Below are 16,034 nucleotides of genomic sequence, written 5' to 3'. Positions count from 1 at the left end.
CCACCGGAAGCCGTTCCCTCCGCCGGATCCCCCGGACCGCCCGAAGCCGTTCCCTCCGCCGGACCACCGCGAGGCACCCCCACCCCCGGACCACCCGAAGCCGTCCCCTCCGCCGGACCACCGCGAGGCACCCCCACCCCCGGACCACCCGAAGCCGTCCCCTCCCCCGAGTCGGCGGAAGCCGTTCCCTCTCCCAGACCGCCCGAAGCCGTCCCCTCCACCGGACCACCACGAGGCACCCCCACCCCCGGACCACCCGAAGCCGTCCCCTCCCTCGAGTCGGCGGAAGCCGTTCCCTCTCCCGGGCCGACGGAGGCCGTTTTCTTTGCCGGGCGTCCGGCGCCGGGTGGACCCGCGAAGGCCTGGGCGATGTCGAGCCACTGATCGGCGTCCTCGCCCTCCGCGCTCAGGGCGAGGTCGGCGCGGTGGGCACGCTGGGTGACCAGGAGGCAGAAGTCGAGGGCGGGACCGGTGACGCGGTCGGTGGCGTTCTCGGGGCCGAAGGTCCACAACTCGCCGGAAGGCGCGGTGAGTTCGATGCGGAACTCCTCGAACGGCGGGGTCAGTCCCTGCACCCCGAAGGCGAAGTCGCGGGTGCGGACGCCGAGGCGGACGATGTGCCGGATCCGGTCGGTCGCCTCACGGGTCACCCCCAGCGCGTCCGCCACGTCCAGACCGTGCGCCCAGGTCTCCATGAGACGCGCGGTGGCCATGGAGGCGGTCGACATGGGTGGGCCGTACCAGGGGAAACGGGCGCCCTCGGGTGCCGTACGGAGGGCCTCCGCCAGGTCCTCGCGTCCCGCCCGCCAGTAGGCGAGCAGCCGGGACGGAGGCTTGCGGGCTCCCTCCTCCGCGCCGTCGTCCACGAAGTCCCCGGGGGCGGCGAGCGCCTTCTCGACCTCGCGGGAGAAGGCCGCCCGGTCGGTGACGGCGAGCAGGGAGGAGTGGTCGGTCCAGGCGAGGTGGGCGATCTGGTGGGCGACGGTCCAGCCGGGGGCGGGGGTCGGCAGCGACCACTGCTCCTGGCTCAACCCGGCTACCAGCAGGTCGAGTTCCTCGCTCTCCGCACACAGGTCGTCGATGACGGGCGTGGGGTCTGCCATGGGGTGAGAATGGCAGCGACTCCGGAAACAAGCAAGCGTGCTTGCATTAATTTCTGAGCGCGGCGTGCGCGGGGTCGGTGCGCGCGGGCCCGTTATTCGGGGGCGCCCGCCCCCTCCCCCGCAGTACGGTCCTCTGATGATCGATGACGACGGTTACTTCGGAGAGTCCGTCGCCGCGACGTACGACGAGTCGTCGGCGGACATGTTCGCGCCGGATGCGGTCGAGCCGGCTGTTGAGGTGCTGGCGGAGCTCGCCGGCGAAGGGCGGGCCCTGGAACTGGGCGTCGGCACCGGGCGGATCGCGTTGCCGCTGGCGCGGCGCGGGGTCGAGGTGCACGGCATCGAGCTGTCCCGGGCGATGGCGGACCGGCTGCGGGCCAAGCCCGGTGGCGAGGCGGTCGGGGTGACGATCGGGGACTTCGCGTCGGCCCGGGTGCCGGGCACCTTCTCGGTCGGCTACCTGGTCTTCAACACGATCATGAACCTGACGACCCAGGACGCCCAGGTGGACTGCTTCCGCAATGTCGCGGCCCATCTGGCACCGGGTGGGACCTTCGTCGTGGAGGTCATGCTCCCCCAGCTGCGGAAGCTTCCGCCGGGGCAGAACGCCGTGCCGTTCTACGTCGGTGAGAACCGCCTCGGCTTCGACACCTACGACGTGGCCACCCAGGCGATGGCCTCGAACCACGTCAGGGTCGAGGACGGCCGGGGTTCCTTCCGGACCATCCCTTTCCGGTACGTCTGGCCCGCGGAGCTGGATCTCATGGCGCGGCTGGCCGGGATGCGGCTGCGGGACCGGTGGGAGGACTGGAGCCGCACGCCCTTCACGAGCGAGAGCGAGACGCACGTCTCGGTGTGGGAGAAGGTCGCGGACTGATCGGCCGACCCGGGCGGCCGGCTCGTGTGGCCGCCCGCCTCGGCGGTACGGCCGCTCTCGGCGACGATCACACGGTCGACGCCGGGGAAGGTCCGGGTCGTGAGTGATCACGTGGGTGCGTCGATGACCGGCACCGGGGCGTCCTGGTCATGCACGACACGGTCCGCGCCGACATCGGCTGCGGCCGGCCGGGGCGAGCGAGGAGGCCATCGTCGAGGTGGCCCGCCCGGCCCGTGCCCACGACTTCATCACGGGACTCCCCGAGGACTACGACACTCAGGGCGACCCCGACTCAGTCAGTCGACCGGCGGGAGCGTTGCCTTGCCCCGTCCCACCTGTGTCCGGACCGCTCCCATGCTCGCCGCGATCACGAGCGCGACGGCGAGCGCCTGGAGCGCGGACAGGGCCTGGTCGAGGATCAGGAAGCCCGCGAGGGCGGCCATGGCCGGCTCCAGGCTCATGAGGATCGCGAAGGCGGAGGCGGGCAGGGTGCGCAGGGCGAGGAGTTCGAGGGTGTAGGGCAGGACGGAGGACATCAGGGCCACCGCCGCGCCGAGGCCCACGGTCACCGGGTCGAGGAGCCGGGTGCCGGACTCCGCGATGCCGAGCGGCAGGAACGCCAGCGCGCCGACCGCCATCGCCAGGGCGAGGCCGTCGGCCTGCGGGAAGCGGCGGCCCGTCCACCCACTGAAGACGATGTACGCCGCCCACATGGCGCCCGCGCCCAGCGCGAAGACGACGCCCGCCGCGTCCAGGTCGCCGAAGTCCCCGCCGCCCAGGAGGAAGACACCGGCGAGCGCGAGTCCGGCCCAGACGGTGTTGACCGCGCGGCGGGAGGCGAGCACCGAGAGGGCGAGGGGCCCGAGGAACTCCAGGGTCACCGCGGCGCCCAGGGAGATGCGGTCGACGGCCTGGTAGAAGAGGCCGTTCATCGCGGCCAGGGTGAGGCCGAAGGCGACGACCGTGCCCCAGTCGGTGCGGGAGTGTCCGCGCAGCCGGGGGCGGCAGACGACGAGGAGGACGACCGCGGCCGCCAGCAGCCGCAGGGTCACGACTCCGAGGGCGCCCGCCCTCGGCATCAGGGTCACGGCCAGCGCCGCGCCGAACTGCACGGAGACGCCCCCGGCGAGCACCAGGCCGACGGGACCGAGGGAGCTGGAGCGGCGGGGCCCGTGGGTGGGCGTGATGGCCACGGAGGTCGGTGACGACGTCGGGGCGCTGTTGGAGGTGGTCACGGGGCTTCCAGATCGGCTCGGGGTTCGTCCATCGTGATGCACTGCTCAGTTCACGATAGTGGACCTGGTCATGTGCGTAAACCCGTTATACGACTGTCCCCCGAGTGGCTGGCGGCCGCCCCCGAACGGCTACCGGCGCGGTTCCCGCACCATGAAGACGTCCACCGGGTCCTCGGTCTCCACCGTGAAGCCGTGGCGCTCGTACAGGCGTCGGGCCGCGCTGCCCTGGAGGACGTCGAGGCGGACGAGTTCGCCGCCGGCGTCGGTCCGCGCGAGCAGACTGCGCAGGACGGCCGAGCCGAGGCCGTGGCCCTGGAGTTCCGGGGCGATGAAGAAGTGCTCCAGCCAGTGTCCGTCCGCGGCCGGCCGCAGCGCGACACAGCCCGCGAAACGCCCCTCGGCCATGATGATCGACATGTGCCGCTCGACGAAGGCGTCCCGGAACCGCTGCCGCACCCGGTGCTCGTCGAACCGGCCCAGCCGCTCCAGATCGGGGCGCATCACGACGGCCCGCAGCTCGGCTATCGGCTCGACGTCGGCGGGGTGCGCCGGACGCAGGGTCCAGTCCACGAGAGAGGTCTTCGTCTCCACGGCGGGAGTATCGCAACGGCCCCGGGAAGTCGTCCGGCCATCCCGCACTATGAGCCGCTCCCTACCGCCCGGACCAATGAGCGTTCGCCGCACTCCACGAGCCTTCCTGCCGCCCTGCCCCACGGGCGACCCCACCCACCCCGTTCCACAGCCTTCACCGGCGACTCCCCCGCCAGCCCGCACACCCACTGCCCCGCCCACAAGCGATCCGAGCCACCTCACTCCACGGCCCTTCACCGGCGACACGCCCTGCGAGCCCCCCTGCCCCTGCCCCACGGGCGACCCCACCCACCCCGTTCCACAGCCTTCACCGGCGACTCCCCCTGCGAGGACTGATCAGTAGGCAACGCCCGCCTGATCCCTTCACGGCCCGCCCACCCCACTGGCATGTTCGCCCCGCCGCAGCGCCTCCGCGAGCACCTCCGCCAGATGCCGCCCCCGCACCCCGGCGAGCTGCTCCAGCTGCGTACGGCAGGAGAATCCGTCGGCCAGCACCACCGCGTCCTCGGGGGCTTGCCGTACCGACGGCAGCAGTTGGTCCTCCGCACAGGCCCGTGACACCTCGAAGTGCCCTTTCTCGAAGCCGAAGTTGCCCGCCAGCCCGCAGCAGCCGCCGGCCAGGTCGCCGGTGAGTCCCGCTGCCTCGCGCAGCCGGCGGTCGGCCAAGTCGCCCAGGACGGCGTGCTGATGGCAGTGGGTCTGGCCGACGACCGGCTGGTCCAGGGCCGGTGGCCGCCAGCCGGGAGCGAGTTGCTCCAGCGCCTCCGCGAAGGTGCGGACCCGTGAGGCGAGACGGGCAGCCCGCGGATCGTCGTGCAGCAGTTCCGGCAGGTCGGTGCGGAGGGCGGCCGCGCAGCTCGGCTCCAGGACGACGACCGGGGTCGAGGTCTCCAGCACAGGAGCCATCAGGTCGAGCGTGCGGCGCAACACCGTACGGGCGCGGTCGAGTTGCCCCGTCGACACGTACGTCAGGCCGCAGCAGACCCGGCCCCGGCCGCGCAGGAGGGACACCGGGTCGAGGGCGACGGTCCTGCCGTCGCCCACCGGCGCCTTCTCCAGGTGCACGGTGGGCGGGAGCACCACCCGCAACCCCGCCGCCTCCAGCACCCGTACGGCCGCCTGCCCCACGGACGGTGAGAGATGCTCGGTGAAGGTGTCCGGCCACAGAATGATCGGGTCACCGCCGGGGCCCCGGGCCTTTCGCCTGTCCCACCACCGGCTGAACGTCTCCGTCGCCACCTTCGGGATCCGCCGCTCGGGCGCGATCCCGCCGAGCCGCTTGGCGACGGACGCCAACGGCCGTACGGATGCAAGGGCGTTGACCACCGCCGCCGCTCTCATACGGTCCACCCAGCGCAGCCACATCGGCAGCCGGCCCATGCTGTGGTGGGCGGCCGGGCGCCGTCGCCCGGCGTAGTGGTGGTGCAGGAACTCCGCCTTGTACGTGGCCATGTCGACCCCGACCGGGCAGTCGGAGCGGCAGCCCTTGCAGGACAGGCACAGGTCCAGCGCCTCGCGCACCTCCTCGGACCGCCAGCCGTCGGTGACCAGCCCACCCGCCTCACCGGCCAGCATCTCGTGCAGCAGCCGGGCACGCCCGCGCGTGGAGTGCTCCTCCTCGCCGGTGGCCCGGAAGGAGGGGCACATGACGGCGGACCCGGTCGCCGAGGTCGTACGGCATTTCGCGACCCCGACGCAGCGCCGTACGGCGGCGGTGAAGTCACCGCCGTCGGCCGGGTACCCGAAGGCGACCTCGACCGGTTCGCGGGGCAGGACGGAGAAGCGGAGGTTGGTGTCGAGGGGGGCCGGGCGGACCAGCATCCCCGGGTTGAGCAGGTCGTCCGGGTCCCAGATGCCCTTCGCCCGCTCGAAGAGGGCGACCATCTCCTCGCCGTACATCCTCGGCAGCAGCTCCGCCCGCGCCTGCCCGTCCCCGTGCTCTCCGGACAGCGACCCGCCGTGCGCCGCCACCAGGTCGGCGAGTTCCTCGGAGAAGCGCCGGAAGCGGGCGATGCCGGGCCCGGTGAGCAGGTCGAAGTCGATGCGGACGTGGATGCAGCCGTCGCCGAAGTGTCCGTACGGGGTGCCTCTGAGGCCGTGGGAGACGAGCAGTCCGCGGAAGTCCCGCAGATACGCGCCCAGCCGCTGCGGCGGCACCGCGCAGTCCTCCCAGCCGGGCCAGGCCTCGGAGCCGTCCGGCATCCGGGTCGCCGTACCGCTGGCGTCCTCGCGGATGCGCCACAGGGCCCGCTGCCCCGCCCGGTCGGTCACCACGAGCGCGTCGAGGACGTCGGCCGCGCGCACGATCTCCTCCGCACGCGCGCGTGCCTCTCCGTCGGAGGAGCCGCCCGTCTCCACGAACAGCCAGGCGTCGCCGCGGGGCAGCGCGGCCGCCGAGGGCACCAGGTCGGCCGCCATGCCCTCCACCGTCAGGGGGCGGTGCACCAGCAGCCCCGCCGCCGCCTCGGCGGCCGCGCCTTCGTCCGCGTACCCGAGCACCGCGAGCGCACGCGCGCGTGGCGCCTCCACCAGCCGGACGACGGCCTCGGTGAGGACGCCCAGGGTGCCCTCGCTGCCGCAGAAGGACCGGGCGACGTCGGCCCGGTGTTCCGGCAGGAGGGCGTCCAGGGCGTATCCGGAGATCCGGCGGGGCAGCTCGGGGAAGCCGGTCCGCAGGCGTGCCAGTTCCCCGGCGACCAGCTCCCGCAGCCCCGTCGGTGCCCCGGACCACCCCTGTCCGAGGCGCAGCCGCTGTCCGCGCGCGGTGACGACGTCCAGCTCCGCCACGCTGTCCGCGGTCGTCCCCCACGCCACCGAGTGCGAGCCGCACGAGTTGTTGCCGATCATTCCGCCGAGCGTGCACCGGCTGTGGGTGGAGGGGTCGGGCCCGAACCGCATCCCGTGCGGGGCGGCGGCGTCCTGGAGACGGTCGAGCACGAGCCCGGGCTGGACGACGGCGGTGCGCGCCTCGGCGTCGAGCGCCAGGACCCGGTTCATGTGCCGGGTGAAGTCCAGCACGACCCCGGTGCCGGTGGCCTGTCCGGCGATGGAGGTACCGCCGCCGCGGGGGACGACGGGGACGCCATGGGTGCGACAGACCTCGAGCACGGCGGCCACGTCGTCGGCGTCCCGGGGAGCGACGACCCCGAGAGGGACCCGCCGGTAGTTGGACGCGTCCATGGTGACCAGGGCCCGGGAGGTGACGTCGAAACCGACCTCACCCCGGACGACCTTCCGCAGATCGGCCTCAAGATCCGTCATGACTCCAGCAAACCAGTCCGGTCAACACCGCCGCGTCTCACCCGACGGACTACGTTTCGACCAGGTTTCCCCCAACGGCTACGCTCACGTCGTGGCTGAGATCCAGATTCCCGCTGACATCAAGCCCGCCGACGGTCGTTTCGGCGCGGGCCCCTCCAAGGTGCGGACGGAAGCGCTGGACGCGCTGGCCGCAACCGGTACCTCCCTCCTCGGCACCTCCCACCGCCAGGCTCCGGTCAAGAACCTGGTCGGCAAGGTGCGCGAGGGCATCAGTGAGCTGTTCTCCCTCCCCGAGGGCTACGAGGTCGTCCTCGGCAACGGCGGCTCCACCGCGTTCTGGGACGTCGCGACGCACGGCCTGATCGAGAACAAGTCGCAGCACCTGACCTTCGGCGAGTTCAGCTCGAAGTTCGCCAAGGCCTCGAAGCTGGCCCCCTGGCTGGCCGAGCCGACGGTGATCTCCAGCGACCCGGGCACCCACCCGGAGCCGCAGGCCGAGGCCGGCGTGGACGTGTACGCGTTCACGCACAACGAGACCTCCACCGGTGTCGCCGCCCCGGTCAAGCGGGTGGCCGGCGCCGACGAGGGCGCGCTGGTCCTCGTGGACGCCACCTCCGGCGCCGGCGGCCTCCCGGTCGACGTGTCCGAGACGGACGTCTACTACTTCGCCCCGCAGAAGTCCTTCGCCTCCGACGGCGGCCTGTGGATCGGCGTCTTCTCCCCGGCGGCGATCGAGCGCGCCGAGCGGATCCACGCGTCCGGCCGCCACGTCCCGGAGTTCTTCTCGCTGCCGACGGCGATCGACAACTCCCGCAAGAACCAGACGTACAACACCCCGGCCCTCGCGACCCTCTTCCTGCTGAACCAGCAGCTGGAGTGGATCAACGGCCAGGGCGGTCTCGCGTGGTCGACGGCCCGCACGAAGGACTCCTCGACGCGGCTGTACAGCTGGGCGGAGGAGTCCAAGCACGCGACCCCGTTCGTCACCGACCCGGCCAAGCGCTCCCAGGTCATCGGCACGATCGACTTCTCGGACGAGGTCGACGCCGCCGCGATCGCCAAGGTCCTGCGCGCCAACGGCATCGTGGACACCGAGCCCTACCGCAAGCTCGGCCGCAACCAGCTGCGCGTGGCGATGTTCCCGGCGATCGACCCGGCGGACGTCGAGGCCCTGACGAAGTGCGTCGACTACGTCATCGAGAAGCTGTAACACCCGCTTCCGCTACGACGACGAAGGGGCGCCCGGCGAACACCGGGCGCCCCTTCTCGCGCTTCCGGCTACTCCTCGACGAACAGCTCCTCGGCACTTGCCACGGTCAGGGAACGGTCGAACCAGACACTCAGCACATCGAGGTCGGTGCAGTCCTTGACCCGCTCCCGGACGGCGTCGGGGACCTCGATGCCACGCCGGTCGAGGAGGCGGAGGATGTCCTCGGCACGTCCATTGGCTCGGCCCTTGTTCCAGTACTCCGCGACGATCGAGTCGGGAAACTTCGGGGTGTAGACGGCCATCAGTTGCCTCCAGAGGTCACGGGCCGGGCCGTCGCCCAAGCCGATCTCGACGTATTCCACCCAGTCATCGCTGCCCTCGTCCTGACCTGCCGGCACCTCCGCCGGCGCTTCCAGTTACGAGGTCGGGTCGAAGAATTTCCAGTGACCCTCGGAGACCACCTCGACGGCGCCGTCCGCCACCTTGATGGCGGTCTGCTCGTCGATCGCGTACGCCGGACCCCCGATCCCGGCCGCCCATCGTTCTGCCAAGGCCATGGTGTTCTCCGGGCAAGCAGGGTGATCCAGGTGCGGGAAGATCGAAAAATCGACCAGGCCCAATGTGCTGTCACCGCCGGTAGGCGGCTCCCAGCCCACGAAGTCCTGCCCGATGCGGGGTGTCATCACCATGCTCCCGGCGCTGAGTCCCACGTAGACCGTGTCGTGCAGCGACGGCAGGAGTTCAGCGAGCCCGGATTCCCGCATCCAGTGAGCCAGATACAGCGCGTCACCGCCGTTGACCAGCAGGGCGTCGGCTTCCCGGACCCAGGAGACCCAGCGCGCTTCGTCGATGCTGGGCAGCGCGGTGAGCTCCAGCACGCCCACCGACTTCCACCCCAGCCCGGCCATGGGGAGGGGGGATCGTCCGCTGATGAATCGCCATGGCCCGCCCGGATCAGCGTCGGGAGCCCCGTACCCCGCGGTGGGGATGCACAGGGCGCTGGACTCGGCGATCGGCTTGCCCAGGAGGTCGACCAACGCGTCCTGGATGCGCGCGTTCTTGACACCGGAGTCGGTGAGGAGAAGCTTCATCGTGTCCTTCCGAGGAATTGTGCGTAGATCCCAGGGTCCGGAGCCATCCTCAACGAGTCCCGATTGCATGGGAAGCTCAGCCGACGAAGGGTGGGGCGCGTGGACCGGAGTGAGGACGAGATCCTTGCTGCTGAGGACGAACGCCCATGAGATCGACCTCGACTTTCCCTTGCCGTTCGAGGAAAGAAGGCTTGGTCAAGCAGCGGGCGGGGGAGAACCCGCCGCCCTTCTCGCGGCTTCGCTGAGCGAGCAGGGCAGCTGCGGCATCGCACCGTGGAAGGGGCGCTCGGCACCCACCGAGCGCCCCCGTCACACGGACCCCCGCGCCACCCTCATGTCGCCGTACAGCTCACCGTCGGCACACCCCCGCCCCCAGGCGCTCCCCCGAAGCCGAAGCTCGCCGAACCACCCGCCGCGACAGCACCGTTGTGCGAGGCGTTGGTCGCCGTCACGGCCGAGCCGGTCTGGGTGTACGACGCGTTCCACATGGAGGTGACCTTCTGCGAGCCCGGCCAGGTCCACGTCACCTTCCAGGAGGAGAGGGCCGTGGACCCCGAATTGGTCACCTTCACCTCGGCGTTGAAGCCGCTCCCCCAGTCGCTGCTGACGGAGTAGGAGGCGGTGCAGGCCGCCGTGCCACCGCCCGGATCGCCCGGATCGCCGGGATCGCCACTCGAAGGGAAGCCCGGTGCCTTCACGCTCGCCAGATATCCGTCCTTCACGGTGTCCACGGTCTGCCAGTCGTCCTTCAGGATTCCGCCCGTGTCACCGGAGTTGGGGTTCCAGGACCAGAAGGTCCAGTGGAAGGAGTCGGCGCCGTACGTCGATGTCGGCCGCAGATACGAGACCAGTGCCGCCAGCCACTTCTGGTCCACGGTCGACTGAAGGGTGGTGCCGAACTCGCCGACCCACACCGGGGCGATGTTCTGCTTGAAGATGTATCCCCAGTACTTGTCCCAGATCCCCGGCATGTTGGCGGGGAAGGACGGGTCGCTGAACCAGCTCTGCTGGGCCACGCTGGTCGCGTAGTCGTGGGCGGAGTACACGACCCGGTTCGCGACGTTCAGCTGCACCGGGTACTGCGCGACCCCCATCAGGTTGCCGCCCCACCAGCCGGAGACACCGTTGAAGGTCTGCACGCCCTCGACGAAGATCAGCAGGTCGGGATTGACCCCCAGCACCGCGTTGCCGGCCCGCTGAGCCGCCAGCCGCCAGTCCGTGGCCGTGTCACCGCAGCCCCAACAGGCGGGATCGTGGGGCTCGTTGTGCAGGTCGATGCCCACCACGGTGTCCTGGTCCTTGTAGCGCGTAGCCAGCGCCTTGAGGTTGGCGATCCACGTCGACTCCGGAACCGCGGAGGTGTACCAGAGCGCCGACTGGCCGCCGGAGTCCGGGCGGTGCCGGTCGAGGATGACCTTGAGGCCGTCCTGACCGGCGTACGAGACGATCTTGTCCAGGACGCCGAGGGAGTTCAGCCCCTGGAGGTCGGCGTTCTTGCCGCTGGAGAAGTCGATGCTGTTGGGGACCGTCCCCGGCTTGAAGATGTCGTCGCTGTACGGGATACGGAGGGTGTTGTAACCCAGCGACTTCATCTGGTCGATCATGGACTTGTAGTCGCGGGACCAGAGCCCGTGGACGGCGTAGTTGGCGGTCTCGAAGCCGAACCAGTTGATCCCGGCGATCCGGACCGGCTGCCCGGACTCGTCCAGGATCTGGCGTCCGCTGGTGTGCCAGTAGCCGGCGCCGGCCGACTCGGCGGCATGAGCCGACTGAAGACCAGCGGTCCCCAGCGGTAACAGGAGCGCCGCCGCCACCGCACACAGCGCTCTTCGCAAGCTGCGGAACATGTTCGCTGCTTCCTCTCGGGAGGCGCGGGCCCGGAACTCAGTGGGAGCGCTCCCACGGCCCTGCACCTCCCATGGAAGTCAGGTCACATGAACACGTCAAGACATGGGACGTCACTTGTGCGCGGGACGTCACCGACTCAGCTTCTGGAACCTCCGTACCGCCAGCGGCAGGAAGATCGCCGTGAGCACCACGGGCCACACTCCGGCCATCAGCAGGGCGTGCTGCTCGACCCAGGAGTCCCCGCCGCCCACCGGCGTGCCGAACAGGTCGCGGCTGGCGGCAGCGGTCGAGGAGATCGGGTTCCACGCGGCCACCGCGCCCAGCCAGTCGGGCATCAGCTGAGGCGCGACGAAGATGCTGGAGATCATCGTGAGCGGGAAGGCGACCGCGAACAGGCCGCCCGCCGCCTCCGGGTTGGGGACCATCAGGCCCAGCCACACCCCGATCCAGATCAGCGCGAACCTGAGCCACAGCAGCAGTCCGAAGGCGGCGAGGAAGCCGAGCCCGCCGTCGGGCCGCCAGCCCATGGCCACCGCGGTGAGCATCATGATCGCCAACTCGGCGCAGGCGACAAGCAGATCGGTCACCCCGCGCCCCGCGACCACCGCGGACGAGGCCATCGGCATCGAGCGGAACCGGTCGATCACGCCCTTCGTGGCGTCGTACACCACGAGGGTGGCCGTGTTGATGAAGCCGAAGGCCATCGTCATCACGAACATGCCGGGCATCAGGAAGTCCTTGTAGTCCCCGCCGCCGGGCACCTGCATGGCGCTGCCGAAGACATAGCCGTAGAGCAGCACGGAGAGGATCGGGAAGCCCAGCTGCCAGGCGATGTTGATGGGTTGGCGCCGGTAGTGGGTGAGGCCGCGGCGGACGATGTTCCACACGTCGGCGAGGACCCAGTAGGTACGGCCGTGGGTGGCCTCCATGGTGCTCATGCAGCCGTCTCCTTGTCCGTCCGGTGTCCGGTCAGGCGCAGGAACACATCGTCGAGGCTCGGCCTGCGCAGTCCGATGTCCTCGACCCGCACGCCCTCGTCCTGGAGGGTGCGGGCGACTTCGGTGAGCGCGGAGACGCGGTCGACCACGGGGGCGTGCACGCGCAACTCCCCTTCCTCCGCCTCGGGTTCACCGTCGGAGACCCGGGCGACGACCTTCACCACGCGCGGGATCTCCGACCGCTCGGCGACCACGACCTCGATACGGTCGCCGCCGACCCGGTCCTTGAGCCCGTCCGGGGTGTCGTCGGCGATGGACCGGCCCTGGTCGATGACGGTGATGCGGGAGGCGAGCTTGTCGGCCTCCTCCAGGTACTGCGTGGTCAGCAGCACGGTGGTGCCGCTTGCCACCAACGCCCGTACGGACTCCCATACTTCGCCGCGGCTACGGGGGTCCAGGCCGGTCGTCGGCTCGTCGAGGAAGAGCACGGCGGGCGCGAGGATCATGGAGGCGGCGAGGTCGAGCCGGCGCCGCATACCGCCGCTGTACTTGCCTACGCCCTTGTCGGCGGCGTCGGTGAGGTCGAACTGTTCCAGGAGTTCGGCGGCGCGCTGCTTGGCCCGCTTCCCGCCGAGGTGGAACAGCCGCCCGAACATCTCCAGGTTCTGCCGGCCGGTGAGGACCTCGTCCACGGCGGCGTACTGCCCGGTGAGTCCGATCCTCGACCGCACCTCGCGCCCCTGCCGGGCCACGTCCAGGCCGGCCACGGTGGCCCGGCCGCCGTCCAGCCGGATCAGCGTGGACAGGATGCGGACCGCCGTGGTCTTCCCCGCGCCGTTCGGCCCGAGCAAGCCGTGCACGGTGCCCTCGCGGACGGCGAGGTCGAAGCCGTCGAGGGCACGTTTCTCGCCGTAGCGCTTCTCCAGCCCCTCGGCGTGGACGGCGTATCCGTGGTCGGTCATGGGTCCCCCTTCGCTCCTTAACTGAGTACAGCGTACCCGATTGCGCGTACGCTGTACTCAGTTTTGCGCCGGAACTAAGCTGCCACCATGACGAGCAGCGGGGACACCAGTGGCAGCGGGGACATCGTCCGCACGCTCGAGCTGCTGTGGGACGGGGCTCCGCGCCCCAGCCGGGGGCCCAAGCCGGGGCTGACGCTGGACCGGATCGTGGAAGCGGCCGTCCGGATCGCGGACGAGGAGGGGTTCGACGCGGTCTCGATGCGCCGGATCGCCACCGAGCTCGGCACCGGCGCGATGTCCCTGTACCGGTACGTCCCCGGCAAGGCCGAGCTGCTCGACCTGATGCTCGACCGCGTCCAGCGCCCCTCCGAGAACCCGGCCGACCTCGGCGACGGCACCTGGCGCTCCGCCCTGGAGGCCATGGCCCGCGCCACGCTCGCCCTCTACACCCGCCACCCCTGGCTGCTCGGCGTCAACCAGGCCCGCCCGTTGCTCGGCGCCGAGCGCGCTGGACGGCATGGAGAAGGTGCTCGGCCGGATCCGCCCGATGGGCCTGACCGATCCCGAGTTGGTGTCGGCGGTCATCATGGTCGACGGCTACGTCGTCGGGGCCGCGCGCACGCAGGTCTACCAGCGGGAGGCGGAGCGCACCTCGGGGATGACGACCGCGGACTTCTTCGCGGCCCAGGCCCCGTTCATCGAGAAGGTCATGGCCACCGGCCGCTACCCGGTCCTCGGCTCCCTCGCCGAGGACACGTGGAGCCCGGAGTTCGACCACTTCGAGTTCGGACTCCAGCGGATCCTGGACGGGCTCGAGGTGTTCGTGGCCGGCCGGCGCGAGGGCTCACGAGCGCCGGAATAGCCGCCGGAGTCCGAAGAGCACGGCGACGGCCCCCAGGGCGAGGGCGCCGATCTTGATGGTGCCGCCGGAGTTCCCGCCGCCGTCACTTCCCGAGGCCGAGGAACTCCCGCTCCCGGAGGGCGACTTGGAGCCGCCATCTCCGGGTGCGTCCTGCGCCTCCACCTCGCTGTCCGCGCCCTCCATGCCGAGCAGGATCTTGGTCCCGTCGGGCGAGTAGGAGACGGACTCCCCCTGCCCGAGCGGCACGCTGATCCGCCCGCCGCGCTTGATGTCGCCGCCGTTCCAGTCGTACCAGATACCGCCGAGGTACCCGCGTACGACGAGCTGTTTGCCGTCGGGCGAGAACGCCGCGTCGGTCGCCCACAGGTCGACGGGTTTGACGGGCTTGAAGACGTTCGTCCCCGAGGGGGAGAGGGTGGCGGGCCCCTCGTAGAGATGCCCGCCGTCCTCGTGCTTGTCGATGATGTAGACGCGACCGGTCCTGGGGTGGACGACCATCGACTCGGCGTCGCGCGAGCCGTCGGTGTACTTCACGACGTACTGCGTGGCCTTGACGGACTGGTCCTTGAGGACCTTCGGCTCAGGCAGCTTGTAGATCCACACATAGGGCCAGGTGACCCCGTCGTTGTCGCCGATGTCGCCGACCCAGAGTTCGTTGTCGGGCCCCATCGCGATTGCCTCGACGTCCCTCGGGGTACCGACGCCGGTCATGGTGACCCTGGCGACGGTCTTGCCGGTGGCGCTGTCGACGGCGTACAGATACGCGCCGGTGTCCTGGTCGTTGTGGGTCCAGTAGATGCCGGGGTGCTGCCGCGAGGCGGCGAGCCCGCTGGACTCGGTGATCCGGGGATCGCTGATGGTGAAGCCCTTGTCCCCCTTCCCGTCCCCGTCGGCGGCGGAGGCGGGCACGGCGGCGGGCAGGGTGAAGGCGCCCACGAGCAGGGTCCCGGCGAGGAGGGCGAAGGGTCGACGCATGCCCCAAGACTGCCATCCCGACATGTGTGTGAAGGGGCGTGGGCGGGAGGCACCAGGGCCTGTCCGGCGGATCAGGCCGACTTCGAGCCACGCTGCCTGATCGGGGCGGGTGAGCGGGGGCCATGGGGGACCTCCCGCTCGGGCGAAGTCGAGAGTGCGGGAGCGGTACCACAGCGCCACTGGGGCCGCCCCTTCCGGGGGAGTGCGTGCCCGGACCCCGCGACGTCGGCATGATCAGCCGGACAGGTCCTCCAGGGAAGGCGTGGCCCGACTCACATGCCACCGCCCCCGCCGATGATCCATCATGAGCGGATGCTCAGATTCATGCCGGTCGGCGATTCGATGACGATCGGAAGCGCGGGCGAGCACACCTGGCGTTACCGGATGTGGCAGCACCTGCGTGACACCTGCGGCGGCCCCTTCGACCTCGTGGGCCCGCGCGAGACGCTGTACGACAAGGCGGCGGACGCCCCGACGTCGTACGAGTACGCCGATCCCGACTTCCCCCGGGCCCACCTGGCCGGCTGGGGCGAGGGCTGGCTGCACATGGCCCCGCTGATCGGTGACGCGGTGCGGGCGCACCGCGCGAACGTGCTGCTGGTGTCGCTTGGCCTGATCGACCTGGGCTTCTACACGAACGCGGAACAGACGGCGGAGAACGTCCGCGCCTTCGTCGCCGAGGCCCGCCTGGCCGACCCCCGGATCCGGATCGCCGTCCTCCCGGTGATCCCCAATGTCCGGGCCGAGTCGGACACGCCCTTCGCGACGGAGGTCACCCGTTTCAACGAGCTCCTCGCCAAGGCGATCGCGGATCTGGACGAGCCCCGTTCCCCCCTGCTGTCGGTCTCGCCCCCGGCGTCGTACGACATCAACCACGACACCTACGACGGCACCCACCCCAACGCGAGCGGCGAGCACAAGATCGCGGCGGCCTTCGCGGAGGCGATGTACCAGGCGTGGGATCTGGGCGGACCCTACGGGGCCGACTGATCCGGCACTTCGCACACGAACGGGGCGGCGCACTCCGACGAGGTGTCGGTGTACGCCGCCCTGGGGTGGGACGGGGTGCGGGAACCGGCCC

General features: G+C 70.9%; 12 protein-coding genes and 2 pseudogenes. 4 read left to right on the top strand and 10 right to left on the bottom strand.

Annotated features, from left to right (window positions below; translation table 11 throughout):
* Positions 1–329: 329 nt before the first annotated feature.
* Positions 330–1,103: pseudogene (locus tag M2157_RS26350) on the bottom strand (TIGR03084 family metal-binding protein); the annotation flags it as partial.
* Positions 1,104–1,239: 136 nt separating this feature from the next.
* On the opposite strand from M2157_RS26350, the gene M2157_RS26345 reads away from it, so the two are divergent.
* Positions 1,240–1,980: a class I SAM-dependent methyltransferase gene (locus tag M2157_RS26345; protein WP_280858386.1), complete on the top strand. Its 741-nt coding sequence runs from the start codon at positions 1,240–1,242 to the stop codon at positions 1,978–1,980.
* A 296-nt stretch (positions 1,981–2,276) separates the two neighbouring features.
* Here the strand turns inward: M2157_RS26345 and M2157_RS26340 are convergent, their stop codons facing one another.
* From M2157_RS26340 to M2157_RS26330, 3 genes are all read right to left on the bottom strand, one after another.
* Complete coding sequence (locus M2157_RS26340) at positions 2,277–3,215, bottom strand: EamA family transporter (protein ID WP_280866362.1); 939 nt, start codon at positions 3,213–3,215, stop codon at positions 2,277–2,279.
* 129 nt (positions 3,216–3,344) lie between these two features.
* Positions 3,345–3,773 (bottom strand): GNAT family N-acetyltransferase, encoded by a 429-nt coding sequence (locus tag M2157_RS26335; protein ID WP_280868276.1) that lies wholly within the window; start codon positions 3,771–3,773, stop codon positions 3,345–3,347.
* Positions 3,774–4,169: 396 nt separating this feature from the next.
* Positions 4,170–7,067: an FAD-binding and (Fe-S)-binding domain-containing protein gene (locus M2157_RS26330; protein WP_280866361.1), complete on the bottom strand. Its 2,898-nt coding sequence runs from the start codon at positions 7,065–7,067 to the stop codon at positions 4,170–4,172.
* Between the two features lie 91 nt (positions 7,068–7,158).
* On the opposite strand from M2157_RS26330, the gene serC reads away from it, so the two are divergent.
* Positions 7,159–8,277, top strand: a complete 1,119-nt coding sequence (serC, locus tag M2157_RS26325) for a phosphoserine transaminase (protein ID WP_280866360.1) — start codon at positions 7,159–7,161, stop codon at positions 8,275–8,277.
* 68 nt (positions 8,278–8,345) lie between these two features.
* Here serC and M2157_RS26320 read toward each other — a convergent pair whose 3' ends face one another.
* From M2157_RS26320 to M2157_RS26300, 5 genes are all read right to left on the bottom strand, one after another.
* Positions 8,346–8,675 (bottom strand): hypothetical protein, encoded by a 330-nt coding sequence (locus tag M2157_RS26320; RefSeq protein WP_280858390.1) that lies wholly within the window; start codon positions 8,673–8,675, stop codon positions 8,346–8,348.
* 18 nt (positions 8,676–8,693) lie between these two features.
* Positions 8,694–9,368: a Type 1 glutamine amidotransferase-like domain-containing protein gene (locus tag M2157_RS26315; RefSeq protein WP_280866359.1), complete on the bottom strand. Its 675-nt coding sequence runs from the start codon at positions 9,366–9,368 to the stop codon at positions 8,694–8,696.
* 332 nt (positions 9,369–9,700) lie between these two features.
* Positions 9,701–11,215: a cellulase family glycosylhydrolase gene (locus tag M2157_RS26310; RefSeq protein WP_280866358.1), complete on the bottom strand. Its 1,515-nt coding sequence runs from the start codon at positions 11,213–11,215 to the stop codon at positions 9,701–9,703.
* Positions 11,216–11,344: 129 nt separating this feature from the next.
* On the bottom strand, positions 11,345–12,154 hold the full coding sequence (locus M2157_RS26305) for an ABC transporter permease (protein WP_057608554.1): 810 nt from the start codon (positions 12,152–12,154) through the stop codon (positions 11,345–11,347).
* Positions 12,151–13,116 carry an ATP-binding cassette domain-containing protein gene (locus M2157_RS26300; protein ID WP_280858394.1) on the bottom strand — a complete coding sequence of 322 codons (966 nt, stop codon included), beginning with the start codon at positions 13,114–13,116 and terminating at the stop codon, positions 12,151–12,153. Before M2157_RS26300 ends, M2157_RS26305 begins: the two co-directional genes overlap by 4 nt.
* Before the next feature lie 87 nt (positions 13,117–13,203).
* On the opposite strand from M2157_RS26300, the pseudogene M2157_RS26295 reads away from it, so the two are divergent.
* A pseudogene (locus M2157_RS26295) lies at positions 13,204–13,978 on the top strand (TetR/AcrR family transcriptional regulator).
* Here M2157_RS26295 and M2157_RS26290 read toward each other — a convergent pair.
* Complete coding sequence (locus M2157_RS26290; RefSeq protein ID WP_280858395.1) at positions 13,961–14,953, bottom strand: WD40 repeat domain-containing protein; 993 nt, start codon at positions 14,951–14,953, stop codon at positions 13,961–13,963. The pseudogene M2157_RS26295 and the gene M2157_RS26290 sit on opposite strands and share 18 nt — an antisense overlap.
* Before the next feature lie 312 nt (positions 14,954–15,265).
* On the opposite strand from M2157_RS26290, the gene M2157_RS26285 reads away from it, so the two are divergent.
* Positions 15,266–15,943: a GDSL-type esterase/lipase family protein gene (locus M2157_RS26285; protein WP_280866357.1), complete on the top strand. Its 678-nt coding sequence runs from the start codon at positions 15,266–15,268 to the stop codon at positions 15,941–15,943.
* Positions 15,944–16,034: the final 91 nt, after the last annotated feature.

This window comes from Streptomyces sp. SAI-127, assembly GCF_029894425.1.
Lineage (GTDB): Bacteria > Actinomycetota > Actinomycetes > Streptomycetales > Streptomycetaceae > Streptomyces.
The sequence above is the reverse complement of the archived record's forward strand: the minus strand, read 5'-3'. Positions and strand labels throughout refer to the sequence as shown.

Coding starts and splice junctions, on each gene's coding strand:
- M2157_RS26345 (WP_280858386.1), top strand. CDS start 1,240: ATGATCGATGACGACGGTTACTTCGGAGAGTCCGTCGCCGCGACGTAC.
- M2157_RS26330 (WP_280866361.1), bottom strand. CDS start 7,067: ATGACGGATCTTGAGGCCGATCTGCGGAAGGTCGTCCGGGGTGAGGTC.
- M2157_RS26315 (WP_280866359.1), bottom strand. CDS start 9,368: ATGAAGCTTCTCCTCACCGACTCCGGTGTCAAGAACGCGCGCATCCAG.
- M2157_RS26310 (WP_280866358.1), bottom strand. CDS start 11,215: ATGTTCCGCAGCTTGCGAAGAGCGCTGTGTGCGGTGGCGGCGGCGCTC.
- M2157_RS26305 (WP_057608554.1), bottom strand. CDS start 12,154: ATGAGCACCATGGAGGCCACCCACGGCCGTACCTACTGGGTCCTCGCC.
- M2157_RS26300 (WP_280858394.1), bottom strand. CDS start 13,116: ATGACCGACCACGGATACGCCGTCCACGCCGAGGGGCTGGAGAAGCGC.
- M2157_RS26290 (WP_280858395.1), bottom strand. CDS start 14,953: ATGCGTCGACCCTTCGCCCTCCTCGCCGGGACCCTGCTCGTGGGCGCC.
- M2157_RS26285 (WP_280866357.1), top strand. CDS start 15,266: ATGCTCAGATTCATGCCGGTCGGCGATTCGATGACGATCGGAAGCGCG.